The organism is Ruegeria sp. E8 (assembly GCF_056533985.1).
The window spans coordinates 42,639-59,929 of record NZ_JBQFOY010000005.1 but is presented as its reverse complement, the minus strand read 5'-3'; the positions used below and the strand labels follow the sequence as shown (position 1 = coordinate 59,929).

Below are 17,291 nucleotides of genomic sequence, written 5' to 3'. Positions count from 1 at the left end.
CAATCAGGAATCCCGCCAATCAAAACCGTCGTCGCAGAAGGCCATAAACCGGATGGAAGTTTCGCTGATACGGATCAGATCTCCGCTGGACAGGGCCACCGTGCTCAGTACGGGTTTGCCGTTGAGACGCACAAGGTTGGCTTTGCCGCCATGGCCCAGATAGCACTTACGATCTTCCGGATCATATGCGATCACAGCGTGGTTCTCGCGCGAAATACCCGTGTCGCCAAAGTCCAGCTGGATGGCTTGGTCATCGTTACGGCCGATCTGCATCAGGCCTTCGGTCAGGGTGATGCTGGCACCGCGACCCGGACCTGACGTGACAACCAGCCAGCCTACGGGGTAGGTTTCCTGCGCTGCTTCCGTTTTTGCGACGGGTTCTGATGTTTCAATCAGATCCTGTACGTGTGTGTCAGCGCGTTCAAATCCCAGGAAGGTCGTTTTGACTCGCGAGCGGCGATCTTCAGTCGGAGCTGGCGCAGGAGCAGGGGCAGGGGCAGGGGCAGGTTGAACCTGTTCCGCTGCGGGCTCAACGACTTCGATCCGTGCCGGTTCCTGCGCCGGGGTCTCTGCAACCTCAACTTCACTGACTTCCGGTTCGGTCGGTTCGGAAACGGCCTGTTCCGGTGCCAGTTCCTCGGGCGTTTCAACGGGTGTTTCAGTCACGTGCAGGGTGACAACCTGTTCAGCTTCAACCGGTTCTTCGACAGGTTCTTCGGTCAAAACCTCTGCGGGCGTCTCTTCTTCAGCGCAGTCTTCGGCGAAGATGGATTCTTCGACTGGTTCGTCCGCATCTGCTGCAGTCGTTTCGTCGAATTCCGGCATTTTCTCTTCGGGGATCAACTCATCCGTTTCCTCATAGGAGTCGGACGTCATGTTTCCGCCAGCCAGCGCGGCGCGCAGCGCGTTGAAATCGGCAATCGGCTCCTGCTTTTCCTCTTCGGGTGCAGGACCATCTACAGCCGGTGTTTTTTCAGCAACGTCTTCTTCTTTGGTTTTACCGGCACCTTCGAGAAGCCGGCTCAGAGGGCTTTTGTATTTGAACATGGTGTCGACACCTTCGAATTATTGACGCTGATATGCTGCGCCATAAGCTGCTACTCATCCCTGCACAGGGCTGCACAAAGACATTCAAGGAAACCCATGGGAACTGGTACATTCTGCGGCGGACCGGTCTCCGCCGGGTGGCAAAATCTGGGCGCCACCCTCAGCAAACACACACTGGCAGATCACATACGAACCGGTCTGATTACTCCTTTGCAAGCTGCATGGTCGCAGCCGTTTCGGACCCGTCGCGCAGCACTGTCAGATTGGCCGCGGGCTGATCGTCTGCAACGAGCGCCGCGAGCATTTCATCAAGACTTTCCGAGCCATTCAGAGTTGCACCGGTATGGCTTTCGCTGACCAGGACGTCGCCTTTTAGCAGGCTTCCTGTCGCATCGGCCGGAACGGTGTTCACTTTCGTCTGCCAGCCTCCATCGCCATCGCTGCTGATTGTGAAGGTATAGCCGTTCTCCAATCCAAGCGACTGCATGACGGGAAGGGCGAGCAATCCGTTCTGTGCCCGGGTCTCGCCCAGCGGGCGATAGCGGGCTGCAACCCGGGTGTAGCCGTCGGCATCAACGTTCAGGTTGTCCAGAACCTGCGCGGCAAACGGAGTATCACCGCGTACCGGCTGACCATTCAGGGTAAAGATGACCGCGCCACGCTGCACCCATTCGCCGATCGTGCTCATGTCCTGACCGGCATCCACTCCGGTAATCGCGATGGTGGCTCCGGTCGAACCGCGGCGGCGGGAGGTCTGGAAGGGGATTTCAACATCCCAATGGGCAAAGGATATCTGCTGCTCCGCCGGAACGCCGGCGTCGGCAATCGCCTCAGGTGCGGGTTCCGTTGCCTCAGCTTCCGCTGCATCAGCCGAAACTTCTGTTGTTTGTGATTGAGCCTCAGAGGAATTGGTGTCTGCGGAGGCTGTTTCTGTGGCAGTTGGTTCCGCAGATACTGGTTGTGCCTGCTCGACAGGCTCTTCCGGCTTAGTTTCAGGCGCAGCAGTCACTTCTGGCTTAGTCTCAAGCGCAGCAGCCACTTCCGGCTCTGGTTCGGCCGTATCGGTGGCAGCAGGTTCCGCAACGGGCGCCTCAGCTTCGGCGGTTTGCACTTCTGCTGTAGGCTGCGCGACGGGCGTATCGGCCTGGTTTTCCGCCTTGTCGCCGGACATCACAAAGAAACCCCCGGCGGCCAGAGCAACAGCAACAACGGCCGCACCTGCAATCAGCTTGCCGTTGCCACCGGATCCGCTCTGAACCACGGTATCTACCGCGACCGGAGTTTCCTCTTTCGCAGAGATCTTGGCCAGGTCCTCGTCTTTTTTGTCGTCGTTGCCGAGGACGATATCCGCGTTTCCAGCCAGCAGGGCGGTTACGACGGCTTCAGCGTTTTCGCTTTCGGCTTTGATTCGGGCTTTTTCTTCGTCTTTGTCTTTCCGGTCCATGCCGACAATCACGGACACCGGGCGATAGGCGAAGGTATCAAACATGACACCGGGACCGCGGAACATGCGCAGCCAATCCAGTGCAGATTGCAGACGATCGGTCGCGTGCACTTCCATCGCCTTGTCGATCGCTTCCAGGAACCCTTCGGGGTATCCTTCGAACCGACCTGCCAGCGGTACATAGGGGTCGTCCTGCCCGTTGTTGAACGCGTTCAGGCGGCTTTGACCGTCGGTAGGGCGTTCGCCACTGATCGCGTGATAGAGAGTGGCAGCCAGAACATAGAGGTCGCTGCTGGGCCCTTGATCGGCACCCCGGACATAGAATTCGTGTGGTGAGTAGCCATCCTTGATGACACGCAGGGTAAGCAGCGCCGCCGACTTGTTTGCAGCTTGCTCGCGCGCCGCTCCGAAATCGATCAGAACCGGATCGCCATTTTCATCAATCAGAATGTTGTCGGGCGAAATATCCCGGTGCAACATGCCGCTTTGGTGGATGAAGGACACCGCAGACAGCATCTTTTCGGTGACCTGAACAATGAAATCAGGCCCCCCGTCGTTATCCGGGTTTTCGACATAGTCCAGCAGATCGCAACCACGGATTAGATCCATTGCGATATATGCGGTGTCATTGTCTTCGAACACCTGATGCACGTCTACAATGTTAGGATGTACCAGACGTGCGTGATTGCGGGCTTCCTGAATGAACAGGTCGATGATGGCCCGCAGATCGTCCTTGTAGGAAGGGTCGTTCGGCTCGACCAGGTCTCCGTTGCGACGACATAGAGCGCCTGGGAAACACTCTTTGATCACAACATCACGCTCTAGGCTGTCGCGCGCCAGATAGGTGATCCCAAATCCACCGTTGCTGAGAAAGCGGAGGATTTCGTATTGCCCGCGCAACAGTTTTGCGCCTGGCTGTAATCCCTCGATTTTTGGTTCGTCGTGCGCTGCACCGACAGCCTGGTTGTGGCTCATTTCACTCCGCCCGTTCTATTCAATTTGCGGTTTAGAAAAATCGGGCCGACAGCCCACGAACTCACAACCAAAAAACAACCGCAGGACACTTAAGAACGGTTAGACGTTTCAAATTTGACTTTAATGGGGCCGCCTGATGGCTTCACTATGGATCGTTTTTTCGCGATGACTAAATGTAGTGTTTTTGTGCGTAACACTGCTACATGTAGTTGAGCGGTGTGGGAGGTTTGAAAACGGAAAACCCGAAACGGGTAGCTTGGTCTACGAATTCGAAACAATAAAGGGCCGATTCCTCGGCCCTTCGAATCGCTGCAATGCAGCTCAATTTTGACGGGAAAGCCTTATGTTCCGGTTTTGGGTTGCGCTGCGGCAACGGTGCTACCGGCCCAAGCAAGGTTGTCACCCAGCTGTGCCAGAATGCTGATTGCGTCCTTCAAAGGCGCATCGCCGCTTTCGAATTGCAGTAGCAACAGCAAGTCGGTCGCCTTTTCAAATTCGGCAGGAATCCAATCAGCATCTGGATCGATTTCACCGCCCTGTTCCAACCGTTCTGCGAAATCTTCGACAATCTCCTGACAGCTGTTCAAAAAGGCTGCGGGTTCGATGTCAGAAGTTTCGCGCAAGTCTTCGTAGATGCTTGCAATCGCGGCCAGCCAGTCCTCGAGAATGGGATTGTTCAGCGGGGGTAGGGCGGACCCCAGAGTTGACTGCATCGACGCAGTGTCATTTACAACAGGCTCTGGCTCGGGGCCTTGCAGTTCCTCAAGGTAAGGCAGGAACTCCCGCTGCAAGTCTTTCTGAGCGGCGTCGAGGTCGCTGCGACGCCTGTTGGACGCTGCATCCAGGACTTGCTCGGCAAGGTTCTGGCCGCCGCAGGTTTCCCAAAGCGCAAAGTCGGGTTCGGGCTCCTGAGCCATTGCGCGTACCGCGACCGGAGTGCCAATTGGCACAATTGCGCGGAACATACCTTCTTTTTCCTTGTTCAGGCGTGCAAGAACGCGATCCAAGGCCCCCTGCACCGGTGGCAAGTCAGCATGTGTGACGGCCAGCAAGCTGTTCGCTCTTAACTCTGACGGAACCTTAGACCACAGATGGCGCTCTGTTTCGCGCCAGGCATTGGTGCCGTTGGTGCACCAGATGGCACAATCGACGTACTTCAAAAGATCCAGGGTGGGCTTATACGTGTCATCCAGAGCACCCGATCCAGGCAGGTCAAACAGCGAGATTTCCTTCAACGCGGGTGTATTGATCCCAATCGAGATGAATTCCGGTTCATCTGCGGCTGCCTTTTCAAGCGCAATACCCGAGTAGGTTTTTGGCTCCTTATCCCACCAACCAACAGTAGTTTCGGGTGTGTCCGCATATGCGACGATCACCAGCGGCAGTTTCAGATGCTGTGGACCGGTTGGCAGAATATCCGCGCCAGCCAGCATGTTTGCCAGGCTCGACTTTCCTGCGCCAAATTCTCCGGCGAAACCAATATTGACCGCGTTCGACAGACGTTCGGCATGGGCCAGAGCACGTGCGCGCATGTCTTCCAGCGCCGCATCTGACGGCAGGTTTTCAGTCGCGGTCAGGAAACGCTCCAACTGGCGCACTTCCTGTTCGGTTCCGGGAAATTCAATCATTCCGCAGCCTCTGCTTGTCTTTCATCCGCATTGCTTGTTCCAAAGACCGTCTCAAGCTCATCCGCAATTCGGCGGGCCCGGTCAAAGGCGCCTTGGGCTTCGGCCTGGGCGTTCACTTCACCTGCGCCCGACCGATGCTCGAGGTGACCTGCCAGCAGCGCCACATAGTGATCCAGTACTGTGCTCAGCCGTTCCAACAGGTTGTCGCGTGTGGTGTCGATCAGGTCGTCGCCAATCAGTTCGAATTCCTGCACGATCATCCGTTCAGCACGCGCCACAACGCTATTGCGCGAGATCAGACGCGAAAGCCAGTTTACACGCAACTCAACCGTAATGCCACGGGTCAAGGCGGTGGTGTCTGGCCGGAACCAGCGCACGGCGCTAGTGTTCATGCGATTGTCGACCGGTTCCTGCCAACCCGGCAAGGCCCGCAAAGCGGCGTTGCATTGCATGTCGATCGCGTACAGTTCGCTGAGCATGCGCTGCCGAACTACTTGCGATGCCCCTTGCACCAACTCACGCATACGTTCACGCAGTGGGGTGAAGTTCAGCTCGGTCTCTCCACCTTTTGCCAGCAAAGGTGAGTGACCATCCGGCCCGCGCACCACGACTGAGACAGATTCAGCGACCGTGTCATCCATGACACCCCGCAGGTTTGACAGGACGTCATCCATGTCGCGAGTGATTTCTTGGGTCTTGTCAGCAATCAGCTTGCGCAATTCGCCAAGCGTCTTGTCGCTTTCATCGGCATTGCGAGCGTCTGCGCTGCCTTCATCTTTCAGCGCACGCAAATGAACCTGAGACCGCTCAAGCTCGCCCCTGGCAAAGCTGTCGAGATGCTGCCAAGCCATACGCAGCTGTTCGTTTATCGGCCCGTCCGTTAAGGCCTGAGTGACATGGCGGCGCAGATCGGGCAGGCCGGATGCAATCATTGCAGCAAATCGCAAAACCGCTTCGCGGCTGATCGGTCCTGGGCCTTGTTTGATCTCAGCAACGCCATTCAGATATTGCTGCATTTGTTCCGGATGGGCACGAAGCCATGCCAGAACATGATCGTGGTTCACACCGGTTTCATCGCCAGTAAGCGCATAGTGCGCCCATTGCGCGCTGCCCATCAGAACATCGATGTTCGAGTTGCCCAATGCCTTCTCAAGTCCGTCCAGAACGTCCGCGCGAACCTTGGCTGCATCTTCAGCCCCACCGCCCAGTTCGTCCACACGGTTGATAAACACAACGATCTGGCCAAGCTCCAGTGCCTGCATCAATCGGAACAGTTTCAGATCCGCGCGCGACAGAGCCTGATGGGCGGACAGGACCACCACAAAGAAATCGGATTCCTTCAGGTACTGGCGCGAAATCTCTTCGCGGATCAGCAGCGGGTCGTTTACTCCGGGCGTGTCCGTCACCGTCAGTGGGAATGGGAAATGGCCGATGTCAAAATAGACTTCGGCTTTGCGGGTGATGTCGCTGTATAGCCCCCGATCACTGCCGGGATCCATTGTCCCGTCTTCGGCAGGGTCATCCCCGGCGCAAACGTAGCGGGCCAGATCATCCGATGTCAGCTCGTCCAGATCATGGTGTTGACCCAACAACTGTTCATAGCTGTCGCCCAGACGCCGACGCGCCCGGACTTTCATGGCCTCGACCTGTTCTTCGATCATCTCGCGCTTGTAACTGTCCTCCTCATCCGGGAACATGTTGCGCAGCTCTTCACCCTCGGCAATCAAGGATTGCCATTGGTAATTGTCGAAGAAGTGAAACTCGGCACCTTCCTTGCGCCCCGAAGGATGCCCGAAATGCATATCGGTGATGACCGTTGTCCAAGGGTTCACATCTGAAGGCAGATATTCTGCCTGACCGGTAAACCCATTGATCAGACGCGACTTGCCCGCCTTGATTTGCCCCACAAAGGCAATCGAAGGTTTCAGATCGCTCAGGTCACCTATGATGCGGGATATGAACTGATGCGTCTCACCATTGCTTGTTTCGTTCATGTCTTCTGCGATGCGAATAAGATCGCGGCGATGTGTTTCACTCATTACTCACTACCCTAGCTACAATTCCAAACACATTGAATTAGTCGAAAATTTGAATGCTATAGAGGCAATCATTCCGTAGCCTCCTGCAAAGACGTCCACAGGTTGACAACCGCGCCCAGTTTGCGGGCGTCATGGATGGCAATCGCAATTTGCCCACCGTCATTAAAGACAGCCAGCCCCGCGCCTTTACCTCCGGACGGTCTCATGACGATCAATTGCGGGCCTTCGAACTCATCCCCAATGTCATTGTCCCAGCCCGCAAGATCTGCGGCGAAACGTGTCATAACGTCCGGATCGGGGTGCATCTCTTCAGACGGCTTGCATGCCCCTTCATACGTTGGTTCGGTGCGTTCCGAACCGCCCGCCAATATTCGGCCCGTAGCAAAACGGCTGGCCCCATCAAAAAACCGTCGTGTCAGGGATGTGGCTTCACCGGATGCTTGCTTTGGAGCAGGATCGTCTTCTGAAAGATCCGGAGCAGTTGGGACAACGGAAACGATCGGCTCGGACGTAAGCTCTATTTCGGTGCAGGCGCTCTCGATTTCGCTGAACGTGATGCCCACATCGTCCGCTTCAAGCCCTGAGTCCGGTTTTCCCGACAGCAGTTCAAGCGGGGCAGGGGCGGTGGATATGTCAGAAACCAAACCGGCCAGCTTTTCAACCAGTTCGCCACGCGACTGCGTTTCAAAATCCGGGATCTGCCCTGCGGGGACCTTGAACACATCCGTGATCCGAGAATTGTTTACCTCAATCGCCAAACAATCCCCGTTTGCCGCGGTAAACTCAAGGCGACGCGGCAATACCGTGCCTCGAATGGCGTGCAAAACCGAAGCCCGACGCGTTGCTGCCGTTTCGCCTGCGATCGTCACCGCCGGAGACAGCCGGGCGACCGAAGACCGCCCGATGTTTTCGAGCATGTCGAGAATGTCTGTGTCCATCATGCCGTGACCCCCTCTGGTCCCGTTCAAACTGCAGCCGCGACCGACCCCAGACTGAGATGTGATTTTGTAAGCGCCAGCCCGACATTCGCGCTGTTGCGACAGATAAAGCAGACCACATGGTCAGGGTATTCCTTGGTCCGCAAAAATATGTTCAGCCTATCCTTCGAAAACACCGCGATTTCCCCAAACCCGGCATTTTCTTCGTCTGCATCCCCGGCCTGGCGCAAGAGTGCCTCAAAAGCAGCGACGCCACGCCCCTGAAACAGATTGGCCACGGCAATCGCCAAAGTATCCAATGACTCTGCGCAATCAGGATCAGAGGAAATGCTGCCCAAAAGCATTCCTGTTTCCATGTCGACATACCCGGCTGCAATACAGTCGGGTATCGTTTCGATGGCTGTGTTCAATGCTTCCTGTATGGACATTTAAACCTTTGTTTTCCCTTTTATTTTTCTCAATATCTCGATTCGCAAAGCCCTACAACACATGCCATTCCGCGCCGCTGTTTTCTTTGGCCTTCGGAATGGATTGAAGGACTTCCTTGGTCATTTTTGCGCTGTGTTCGATGGCAATCTGGTCGAACTCGGCCAGAAAGGCCATGAACACTGTCTTGAGCTGGTCTGCGTCCTGAGGCAGGTCTTCGTTTTTCGAAACCTCTTGCCACATGTCTGACGCGCTGAGCGGTGACCCAACAGAGACTTCAGACACGTCGCCAAGCGCCTCGAGATTGATTTCAACAGCTTCGACCTGCTCTGAGGTGGCGGCTTCGATCAGACCGCTGGTCTCGGGTTCCGGTTCATAATCCTCGGCACTGTTGCCAGGTTGAGCGGCCATCAGAGCGGTAATCGAGGATACCGAGACTTCGATGCCTCGATCTTCGGCCTCATCACCTTGTTCGACTGGTTCGTCTGTTGCGTCCAGTTCAATCGGGGCCTCTTGCAGCGACGTGTTTAGTGAGGCGAGCACATCATCAGAGCTGTCTACAGCGGCAAGAGGTGGCCGGTCGATTTTGGCATCTTCCAACTCACTCGGCGCATCGTCATCGTCTAGGTCTGCATCGCCTAACAAGTCGAACTCATCTTCGTCTTCTTCCAGGCCAGCGATATTGGTCAGCTCCAAAGGATCATTCGAAGTGTCTTTGAAGAACGCGCGCAGATCATCGCTGGTATCGGACTCCTCAGCAGTGGAGTCCGGTTCCGGAGTCATTTCTGCGCGCAACCGCTCGGCTTCTCCCGCGTTGATCCGCTGCCGTTCAGCCTCATCAGAGCGTCGCTCGACACGGGCAGGTCGAACTGGGAAGCTGGTCACCACGGCCGCGTCTTCTGAGTTCGATTGCCCTCCGGCCTCCACTGGATTCACCAATCTCAATGGGGCGGCTTCAGGTCGATCTTTTCCTGCGAGTGGCTCGTCAGAAGAGCGGGCAGGGCGCAGCGGTTTAACCTTGGGTGCATCGCTTTGGCTTTTGTCGATTTGATACCGGGCCAGTTGATCGGCGCGGTTGTCCATTATCTGTTCCGTGATCTCCAAGAAGCTGTCGATCATCTTGCCGCCGCCGCTGCGCGACCACATTTCGGCATCGCCAGACTCGTCCCGTGCCGTGATCGCGTCCCGGGCAGAGAACAAGATGGACCGGTTAAACAGATGGCCGGCTTCGCGGTTCACGCGACGCAGTACTTTTTGACGGTCTTTTAGGTTCAGAGCATCCGCCCGCGTCACCAACAGTAGAGAGTTGTTCTGCAGCCGTTCGGGCAAGGAAACCCACGTCGCACGTTCGGTTTCGCGCCAGGCCTGCGTCGCATGGGTACACCACAAGACGCCGTTTGCCTGACCCACAGCGCGTTGCCAGACATCTGTCGAGATTTTGGGGTCCGAGATACCGGGCGTGTCGATCAGATCGACCGCTTCCAGAATGTCAGCTTCCAGGAAGATCCGAATGAACTGCGCGTCATTGACACCTACAGATTCAAGCTGATCCAGCTCGATGAGCTCAACGCTTCCGTCATGGCGTTTGATATAGGGCGATCGATCGCCCCAGCTGAACCATACCGGCGGCAACTGAGTTGCCGTCACCTGCGTCGGCAAGGTCTGCGTTCGCAGTAGAAAGTTCATCAACGTAGACTTGCCAGCGCTGAATTCACCCATCAGGGCGAAAACCGGCTTGCGACGGGACCACTGCTCGATGCGTTCCCATGCCTTCGGAGAAACAAAGCGTGTTTGTGTATCTTTTGCCATTTTTCTACTTATGCCGCTTCGTTGCTTAGGTCTTTTAGGATGTCACCCAGAATCTCATCCTTGGATTTCTGAGGCTGCAAACCGGCCATCGCCGCCGCCGTCTGACTGGCGCTTTGGTCGGTAGAGGACGAGATGCTCAGCAGAGTTTCCTTCTGCTCGCGCATGAAGTCCGTCAGGACCGCGCGAACATTTTCCAGCACTGCCGCGATCTGGTTTTCCTCGATATCCTTGGTGATCGAGTTTGCCTCGGACGCGATCAGGCGTGTGTAGTCGGCCGCATAGGCTTCAAAGCCCTTTCGCCGTTGCCACCAACGTCGCCACCAAGTGCTTTGCAGGTCCAGTGCGATTGTTCGTCCTATGCCAAGGGGCGGTGGCACGCGGGGAACAATGGGTGCTTCAATACTGAATTCGCCCAGGTGATTGCCAAGTATCTTGTGATAAAGTGCTTCGACATCTGCGGCGGCGGTCGAGTACAACGCCCCGGCGTCCTTGCGCATGGCGCGGGCAAAGCTGAAATACGCAGCCTTCTGCAACGTCCGCAAGCCCGCCGGATCATACTGCCAGGTGCCCTGTTCACCATTTTTCTCAAGATGCGCGATCAGGGAATCCGTCGCCCGCTTGACAAAGCTGGCTTCTGCAGACTTCAGGCGTTCCAGCACCTTGTCACGCAGAGCATTCGTCAGCTCAGCCGCTTTCTTCTCGTATTCTGCCGATACCGTGTTGATCGCCTCTTCGGGCGACACTCCATCAAGATCCCGGGCAACACCTTCGCCGTCTGACAGGTTCTTGGCCACTGCGGTCGCACGAATCTGGCTGGCAATGTTTCGGGCCCGATGGCGCACGCGGTCCATAAGGCGTGCTCCGGCACCTTCTGCGATACGCTCGTTCATAGCCAACAACAGATCAGGCAGGCCTGACAGCGCCCAGATCTTGTCGAGCGAGGCCGCCTGATCACCGAATCCGGCGGCAAGGTAAAAGGTATTCAGTGCCTGACGTGATTCTTCGGTCAGGATATCCGGATTACCGGTCAACGCCGCTTCGGCCCAAAGGGCACTGCCAAAAACGACGCTGGTGTTCGTGTCTATATTGTTCTGTTTCAGCGTGTCCTGAATTCGGTCGCGGATTTCCGGAACCTGATTCACAGGATCGGACAGTTCGTCAATCCGGTTGACGAACAGGATGATCTGTCGATTCTCGAATTGCGCGATGATGCGCATCAGAGCCATGTCCATGGTTGTCAGGGCCTGACTTGCCGCCAACACCACGACGCAGACTTCGGACCCACGCAGGCTGCGCAGTGTGATTTGTTCGCGCACCATGAAGGTATCGTTGACACCAGGGGTGTCACAGAGTTTCAGCGCGATAGGATATTGCGGAATATCCATGAACAACTCAGCCGATTTCGTGACATCGGCAAAGCGGCCTGTTTTCGGGTCGATATCCGGATCGTCCTCATCGCCCAGGCAGACGTAGCGCTGAATCAGTTCTTCGTCGAAATGATCATACTGATGGCTTTGACCCAGGATCAGGTCGAAATGCTTGCCAAGGCGTTCTTCGGACTTGGCTTTCATTTGACCGATCTGACGACGGATGTCTTCTATCTCGTCATCGGCACCGGCGCGGTTGGCCAATTCACCCAGGCGACCGCCGCCGACCATCAGGTTGTCCCATTCTTCCTGCTCAAAGAAGGTGAACTTTGCTTTGGTATCGCCCGGCGGGCGCGTGTTGATGTTCAGGGTTGTCACCACCGAAGTCCAGGGGTTGACGTCCGAGGGCAACAGGGCAGGGCGCCCGGCAAGGATGTTGACGATCGAGGATTTTCCGGCCTTGACCTGACCAACCATCGTGATGCTGGCGGTGAAGTTCTCCATCCGTGTCTTTAACGTGGCCAACCGTGCCGAGGAGCGCGCATCAGCAACCTCAGTCAGTTGATCGATCTGAGTCGTCAACGAAGACATGGCAGATGTCATTGGCGCAAGCGCTTCGTTGCCAACTGACAAAAGGTGATCGTTGCGCGCCATTCTTAACCTCCGGTTCCGGTAGCAGCAATTCGGGGCTCATGCGAAGCGCGACCCGCAGGAAGGCTGGTCAATGTGTCGATACGCGCGATCAGATCGAGAGCATTGCCCAGAATCTCAGCCTCGGCCCGGGGTGAAATGGCTTCGTAAGCCTCGCAGTCGGCCAACACTTCGATTGAGCTGAAGCGGTCACCATTTTCCAGACACGCAACGCGGCGCCCGGTTGGGAAGCCTTCGGATTTAGCAGCTGGTAACGGCATTCGCGCGTTCGCCAGCAGGTAATGTTCACCAGAATGCGTGCGGAGCGAGATGCCAAAGCCGGTGTTCGGATGGTCGCGATTCAGAGTCTTGAGCTCACCAAGGAAGCTCTCACGAGCGAAGAAGACAGCTTCTTGCTCGGCGGCAGCGGAGGGATTCAGATCGGTCACAGCAGAAAGCCTTGTACTGGAGTTGAGCAGGGAACTCGTACGGGTGCCAAAGTGGCGAAAAAGACTCATTAACTCCTGTCAAACAACAAGGACCTTCAAGGCGGTGTTATTTTGACGCGAATAAGATTTTTTGGCGGTTGAATTGTGGCAGCTTTGTGATGGCGCGTGCATAAGAATGTCTCAACCTGTGCGGGTATCTTAGAGGGGCGCGTAAGTTGAGGAGGCACGTTGAGGGCCTGTTGTTCTTGTCTCTTTTAGTGAAATTCCCGCGAAAAACCTCACTGTTCCCAAGGAAACGCGGTCCAAGAGTTGAGATCGGTGGTAAGGCGCTGTTATCCTCCATTAGATTTTAATTTCAGGTATTTAAGAGCCTGGATCAGAACGTTCCTTGCGCTGTGTCTACTCACCAGCCAAGTATAACGAAGTGCCGCGAGGATCGACTTATGCAGCGAGCCCTCACTGGTTTTGTCCGCGCTTACCGCTGCCTTTTTATTGTCTAGTCAATTGCAAATCGGGTTTCAGATTCGATGATTGCTCAACGTAAGCGCGACTAAGAATGTTCAATTCAGATCTGGTTAATCCCTGCAAAGGAACTTCAGGAAACTGCTGCAGACCAGCGCCTTCTAAAAGCTGGTGGGCCGGAACTGTAGAGAAGTCACCGCAACCTTCGCCTTGCTTTCGACAACCAACTCCTCAACGGGTTGATGCCTTCGATTTACATCCTCGCGTAAGGTATATTCATTATGAGCAACAAACTTCGTTTTCCGCGAATTTTACCTCTCGCACTCGGCAACAAGCTTTGTTATTGAACGCTTCATTCCAGCGCGAAAGCGTCGGGTTGCGGGTGTGGCGAAATTGGTAGACGCACCAGATTTAGGTTCTGGCGCCGCAAGGCGTGGGGGTTCAAGTCCCTCCACCCGCACCATTTTAAATTTACCATAATCATGATTACGCGCGTTTCTTCAATCATTTGAAAGGGGAACCGCACGCCCCTGATAAAGTGGTCCCTTCGAGATCGCCAACAGTAAGCTGCGCAGAAATCTCGCTGGATCAACGGACCTGACGAAACGTAAGTGCGTTGGAGGTTGGACACCGGAAAAGATCAGTCTAACCAACCAAGTGGAAGCCTTCAACTAACGGAAATAGAAAGATAATCCATCCGATTATTGTCGATTTTGGATTTTTAGCTCTACGAAATAACCGGGCTGGCAAAAGCGGCCCTTGCCCAAATGCTACAACTCAGGCGTTGAAAAATGGCACGACTTGAAAGATGGTGAAAAATACTGTTTCCAAGTGTTTGACGCTTTAGTGTTTGCCATAAAAAGAACAACTTAAACATGCATTGGGGCGCGAATTAACACTCTGAAATTTAAGGCAGAGCAATGGCTAATACGACTATAATAAGCAGACCTCCCTCATCTTCTCCTGTCAGTTCGATACAGGGTTGGGTTGCATATGGTGATGGTAACCCTGCGACTACTACCACGCTAACTTATCACTTTGGTACCCGTGCTGGCACCCAAGCTTGGAGCCCGGAATACAAAGCAGAATTTCGTGCGGCCCTTTCGGCGATAGAAGCAGTTGCAAACATAAAATTTGTCGAATCCGCCAGTAGTTCCGCAGATCTTGTCGAGTACATTGCGCCCTCGTCGTTCTTCGATAACCCGAGAACTCTGGGCTACCACTACACGCCGTCAAGCGGCCCATCTCGCGGCGCTTACAACACCGCTTATTGGACTGCCAATTCCGGTCCTGGCGGCAACGGGGATCCGGGCGGGTACTTCTTTACGACACTGATCCACGAGCTTGGCCACGCCTTGGGATTGGGTCACCCGCATGATACCGGGCTGCTAACAACCGTTATGAATGGTGTTACATCGCCCTTCAACTCATTCGGGACCGGGAACCTCAATCAGGGTGTTTACACCGTGATGTCCTACAATGATGGCTGGACTTCGCAGAACGGCATTCTTTCTGTTAATGCGACCTATGGTGGTTCGACTGGGCTTGGCGCTCTGGACATAGCTGCGCTGCAGGCGATGTACGGTGCGAACACGACGTATAATTCTGGCAACAATGTATACACGCTTCCATCCGCAAACGTTGCTGGAACCGGTTATCAGGCGCTGTGGGACACAGGCGGAAATGATACGATCCAACATGTTGGCAGTTCAAATTCGTGGATCGATCTCAGAGCCGCGACCTTAGACTATTCCGCTTCTGGTGGTGGGGCTGTGGCTGCAGTTTCCGGTGTGAAAGGTGGCTTCACAATCGCGCATGGGGTTGTGATTGAAAATGCCACTGGTGGTTCGGGGGACGATCTTCTGATTGGCAACACCGCACAGAATATCTTGCGGGGGAACCACGGGAACGACACAATTCACTCGTTGTCTAACGGAACGAATAACAACACGATTTATGGCGGTCACGGGAACGATACGATCCACGTGGCGAACGGATCCGGAGCGGACCAGATCTTCGGAAATCAAGGCAACGATTTGGCGATTGTCACTTACAATGGCGGGTCGTTCTCCGGTGGCTCGGAAAACGACACCGTTCGGTTTGTCAGTGCCATCAGCAACTACTTGTTCTTTAAAAACGGCACGATGTACGAGTTTCTTAATGTCGTCGCGCGTGTCAAGTTTACAATCGCCAATGATGTTGAGCTGATTCAATTCCTGAATGGATCACAGCAATACACCCAGGGAAATATCGAAGGCGCGATGCAGCTTTCGGATATCGATACGACCGGGACGACGCTGAAACACGCGAGTCAGGGTGTTTACGTTGTTGACGCGGGTGGTACAAATGCCGCTCTGGTTTACAATGGTCAGGGCATTGGTCAAAATTCGCTTTCAGGCTGGCAAGCCCTGCAGGCCCAAGCGTCGGGCGGCGGCTACAAAGTGCTGTGGAAAAATATAGATGGATCCTACAGCGAATGGACCACTAACGCCAACGGCCATTTCCTGAGCAGCAGCAATGTCGGTAACGTCGTGGACCGAGAGAACTTTTATGGTGCCGATCTGAACAACGATGGGCATATCGGTCACAGGACCACGAGCGTCGAGAGCAACGGTTCAACGTCACTCTCATTGTCAACCCAAGATGGGTATAAAATTAATGGCAGTATTCAGCTGTCATACAACGGAGCCAATGCCAGATCAGATAGTTTCCTTGGCTGGCAGGCCATTCAGGCCGAGGCATCGGGCAGCGGCTATAAAGTGCTGTGGAAACACTCGAATGGGTCTTACAGCGAATGGACCACTAACGCCAACGGGCAGTTCCTGAGCAGCAGCAATGTCGGCAATGTCGTAGATGTCGAGGACTTTTATGGCGTCGATCTGAACAATGACGGGCGGACCGGTCATTTCACAACCAGCATTGAGAGCAACGGCTCCACGACGCTCGGGTCGTCAACCCATGGCGTATACGTCCTTGACGGCAGCATCAATTTGGTGGTCAACGGAACGAATGTGGGGCCAAACAGTTTTGCCGGGTGGCAGGCCGTACAAGCTGAAGCAGTGGGCAGCGGCAATTACCGCTTGCTGTGGCAGCATACGGATGGCCGTTTTGGAGAGTGGGTCTGGAATTCGACGACTAAAACTTACAGCAGCAGCATTATCGAAAATGTTGTGGACGTTGAGACCGCTTACAACGTTGACTTGAACAGTGACGGACAGATCGGTCACGTCACAACCGTCATTGAGAACAACGGTTCGACGTCACTCTCATTGTCAACCCAAGATGGGTATAAGATTAATGGCACCATTCAGCTGTCTTTCAACGGAGCCAATGCCAGATCGGATAGTTTCCCAGGTTGGCAGGCCATTCATGCCGAGGCGTCGGGTAGCGGCTTCAGGGTGCTGTGGCGTCATACAGATGGGTCTTACAGTGAATGGACCACAGACGGGACTGGTAAGTTTCAAAGCAGCGTGAGAATCCCCGATGTGATAGATGTCGAAGACTTCTATAGCTACGATATCGACGGCAGCGGGACCGTAGGGCGTGCAGAGCCAAAACTCGCTAATCGATTAGCCACTGACCAGAGCACGGCAAAAACGGAAAACGTTTATGAATCACCCGATTGGATCGAAACAGTCGATCAATTGGAGTTCATTCCTGACCTTGGCGCACAAGTGGACGCTGAAGATGATTACGCACTTGTCAGCTTGCTTGATGCTCAAGACCCAGTGGATCCTGCATCTGAAAACCCGGAGGGTACCGTTTTGAACGAAAAACCGGACTCCGAAGATGAAGAGAGCGATTCGGCACCTGCCTTCCTGTGGGAAGAAGACGGCTTTCTGATTTAACAAACCTCTTGCGCTGGAAACGGGATATTCAATTGGGCTGAAAGTCCTGTTTCTGGCGCAACTCACTTCCCGGATGGGCTTTTAATCGCGTGGCTGCGTGTTGCTGAACAGCGACCTTGGCCCCTGCCCTGTCGCACCTTGAAGCCGATTTCTGATCCCGTCGCTTATAGACGGTTTGGCTCAAGTTGCGGATTTGGGATGGAACAAGTCGAGGCGCCGATCCGCATTT

The 17,291-nt window shown here is 54.9% G+C and carries 10 protein-coding genes and 1 tRNA gene; 2 read left to right on the top strand and 9 right to left on the bottom strand.

Going from position 1 to position 17,291, the window contains the following annotated elements:
• Positions 1–3: 3 nt before the first annotated feature.
• The 9 genes from ACR0LF_RS08625 to ACR0LF_RS08585 form a co-directional block, all read right to left on the bottom strand.
• Positions 4–1,047 carry an FHA domain-containing protein gene (locus ACR0LF_RS08625; protein WP_480576816.1) on the bottom strand — a complete coding sequence of 348 codons (1,044 nt, stop codon included), beginning with the start codon at positions 1,045–1,047 and terminating at the stop codon, positions 4–6.
• A gap of 202 nt (positions 1,048–1,249) precedes the next feature.
• Entirely contained in the window at positions 1,250–3,466 is a 2,217-nt protein-coding gene (locus ACR0LF_RS08620) for a serine/threonine-protein kinase (RefSeq protein WP_480576819.1), read from the bottom strand.
• A 341-nt stretch (positions 3,467–3,807) separates the two neighbouring features.
• Positions 3,808–5,094 (bottom strand): dynamin family protein, encoded by a 1,287-nt coding sequence (locus ACR0LF_RS08615; RefSeq protein ID WP_480576822.1) that lies wholly within the window; start codon positions 5,092–5,094, stop codon positions 3,808–3,810.
• The gene (locus ACR0LF_RS08610) at positions 5,091–7,133 is read right to left on the bottom strand and encodes a dynamin family protein (protein ID WP_480576825.1); all 2,043 of its coding nucleotides are present in this window, start codon (positions 7,131–7,133) and stop codon (positions 5,091–5,093) included. Before ACR0LF_RS08610 ends, ACR0LF_RS08615 begins: the two co-directional genes overlap by 4 nt.
• A gap of 68 nt (positions 7,134–7,201) precedes the next feature.
• Complete coding sequence (locus tag ACR0LF_RS08605) at positions 7,202–8,074, bottom strand: hypothetical protein (protein ID WP_480576828.1); 873 nt, start codon at positions 8,072–8,074, stop codon at positions 7,202–7,204.
• Between the two features lie 23 nt (positions 8,075–8,097).
• Entirely contained in the window at positions 8,098–8,499 is a 402-nt protein-coding gene (locus ACR0LF_RS08600; RefSeq protein WP_480576831.1) for a hypothetical protein, read from the bottom strand.
• 52 nt (positions 8,500–8,551) lie between these two features.
• A complete protein-coding gene (locus tag ACR0LF_RS08595) occupies positions 8,552–10,306 on the bottom strand; it encodes a dynamin family protein (RefSeq protein ID WP_480576834.1) in 1,755 nt (584 codons plus the stop codon).
• A gap of 8 nt (positions 10,307–10,314) precedes the next feature.
• A complete protein-coding gene (locus tag ACR0LF_RS08590) occupies positions 10,315–12,327 on the bottom strand; it encodes a dynamin family protein (protein ID WP_480576837.1) in 2,013 nt (670 codons plus the stop codon).
• A 2-nt stretch (positions 12,328–12,329) separates the two neighbouring features.
• Entirely contained in the window at positions 12,330–12,752 is a 423-nt protein-coding gene (locus ACR0LF_RS08585) for a hypothetical protein (RefSeq protein ID WP_480576840.1), read from the bottom strand.
• Positions 12,753–13,592: 840 nt separating this feature from the next.
• Here ACR0LF_RS08585 and ACR0LF_RS08580 point away from each other — a divergent pair.
• Both ACR0LF_RS08580 and ACR0LF_RS08575 read left to right on the top strand, forming a co-directional pair.
• A tRNA-Leu gene (locus ACR0LF_RS08580) sits at positions 13,593–13,677 on the top strand.
• 457 nt (positions 13,678–14,134) lie between these two features.
• On the top strand, positions 14,135–17,062 hold the full coding sequence (locus ACR0LF_RS08575) for a M10 family metallopeptidase C-terminal domain-containing protein (protein ID WP_480576842.1): 2,928 nt from the start codon (positions 14,135–14,137) through the stop codon (positions 17,060–17,062).
• Positions 17,063–17,291 lie beyond the last annotated feature (229 nt).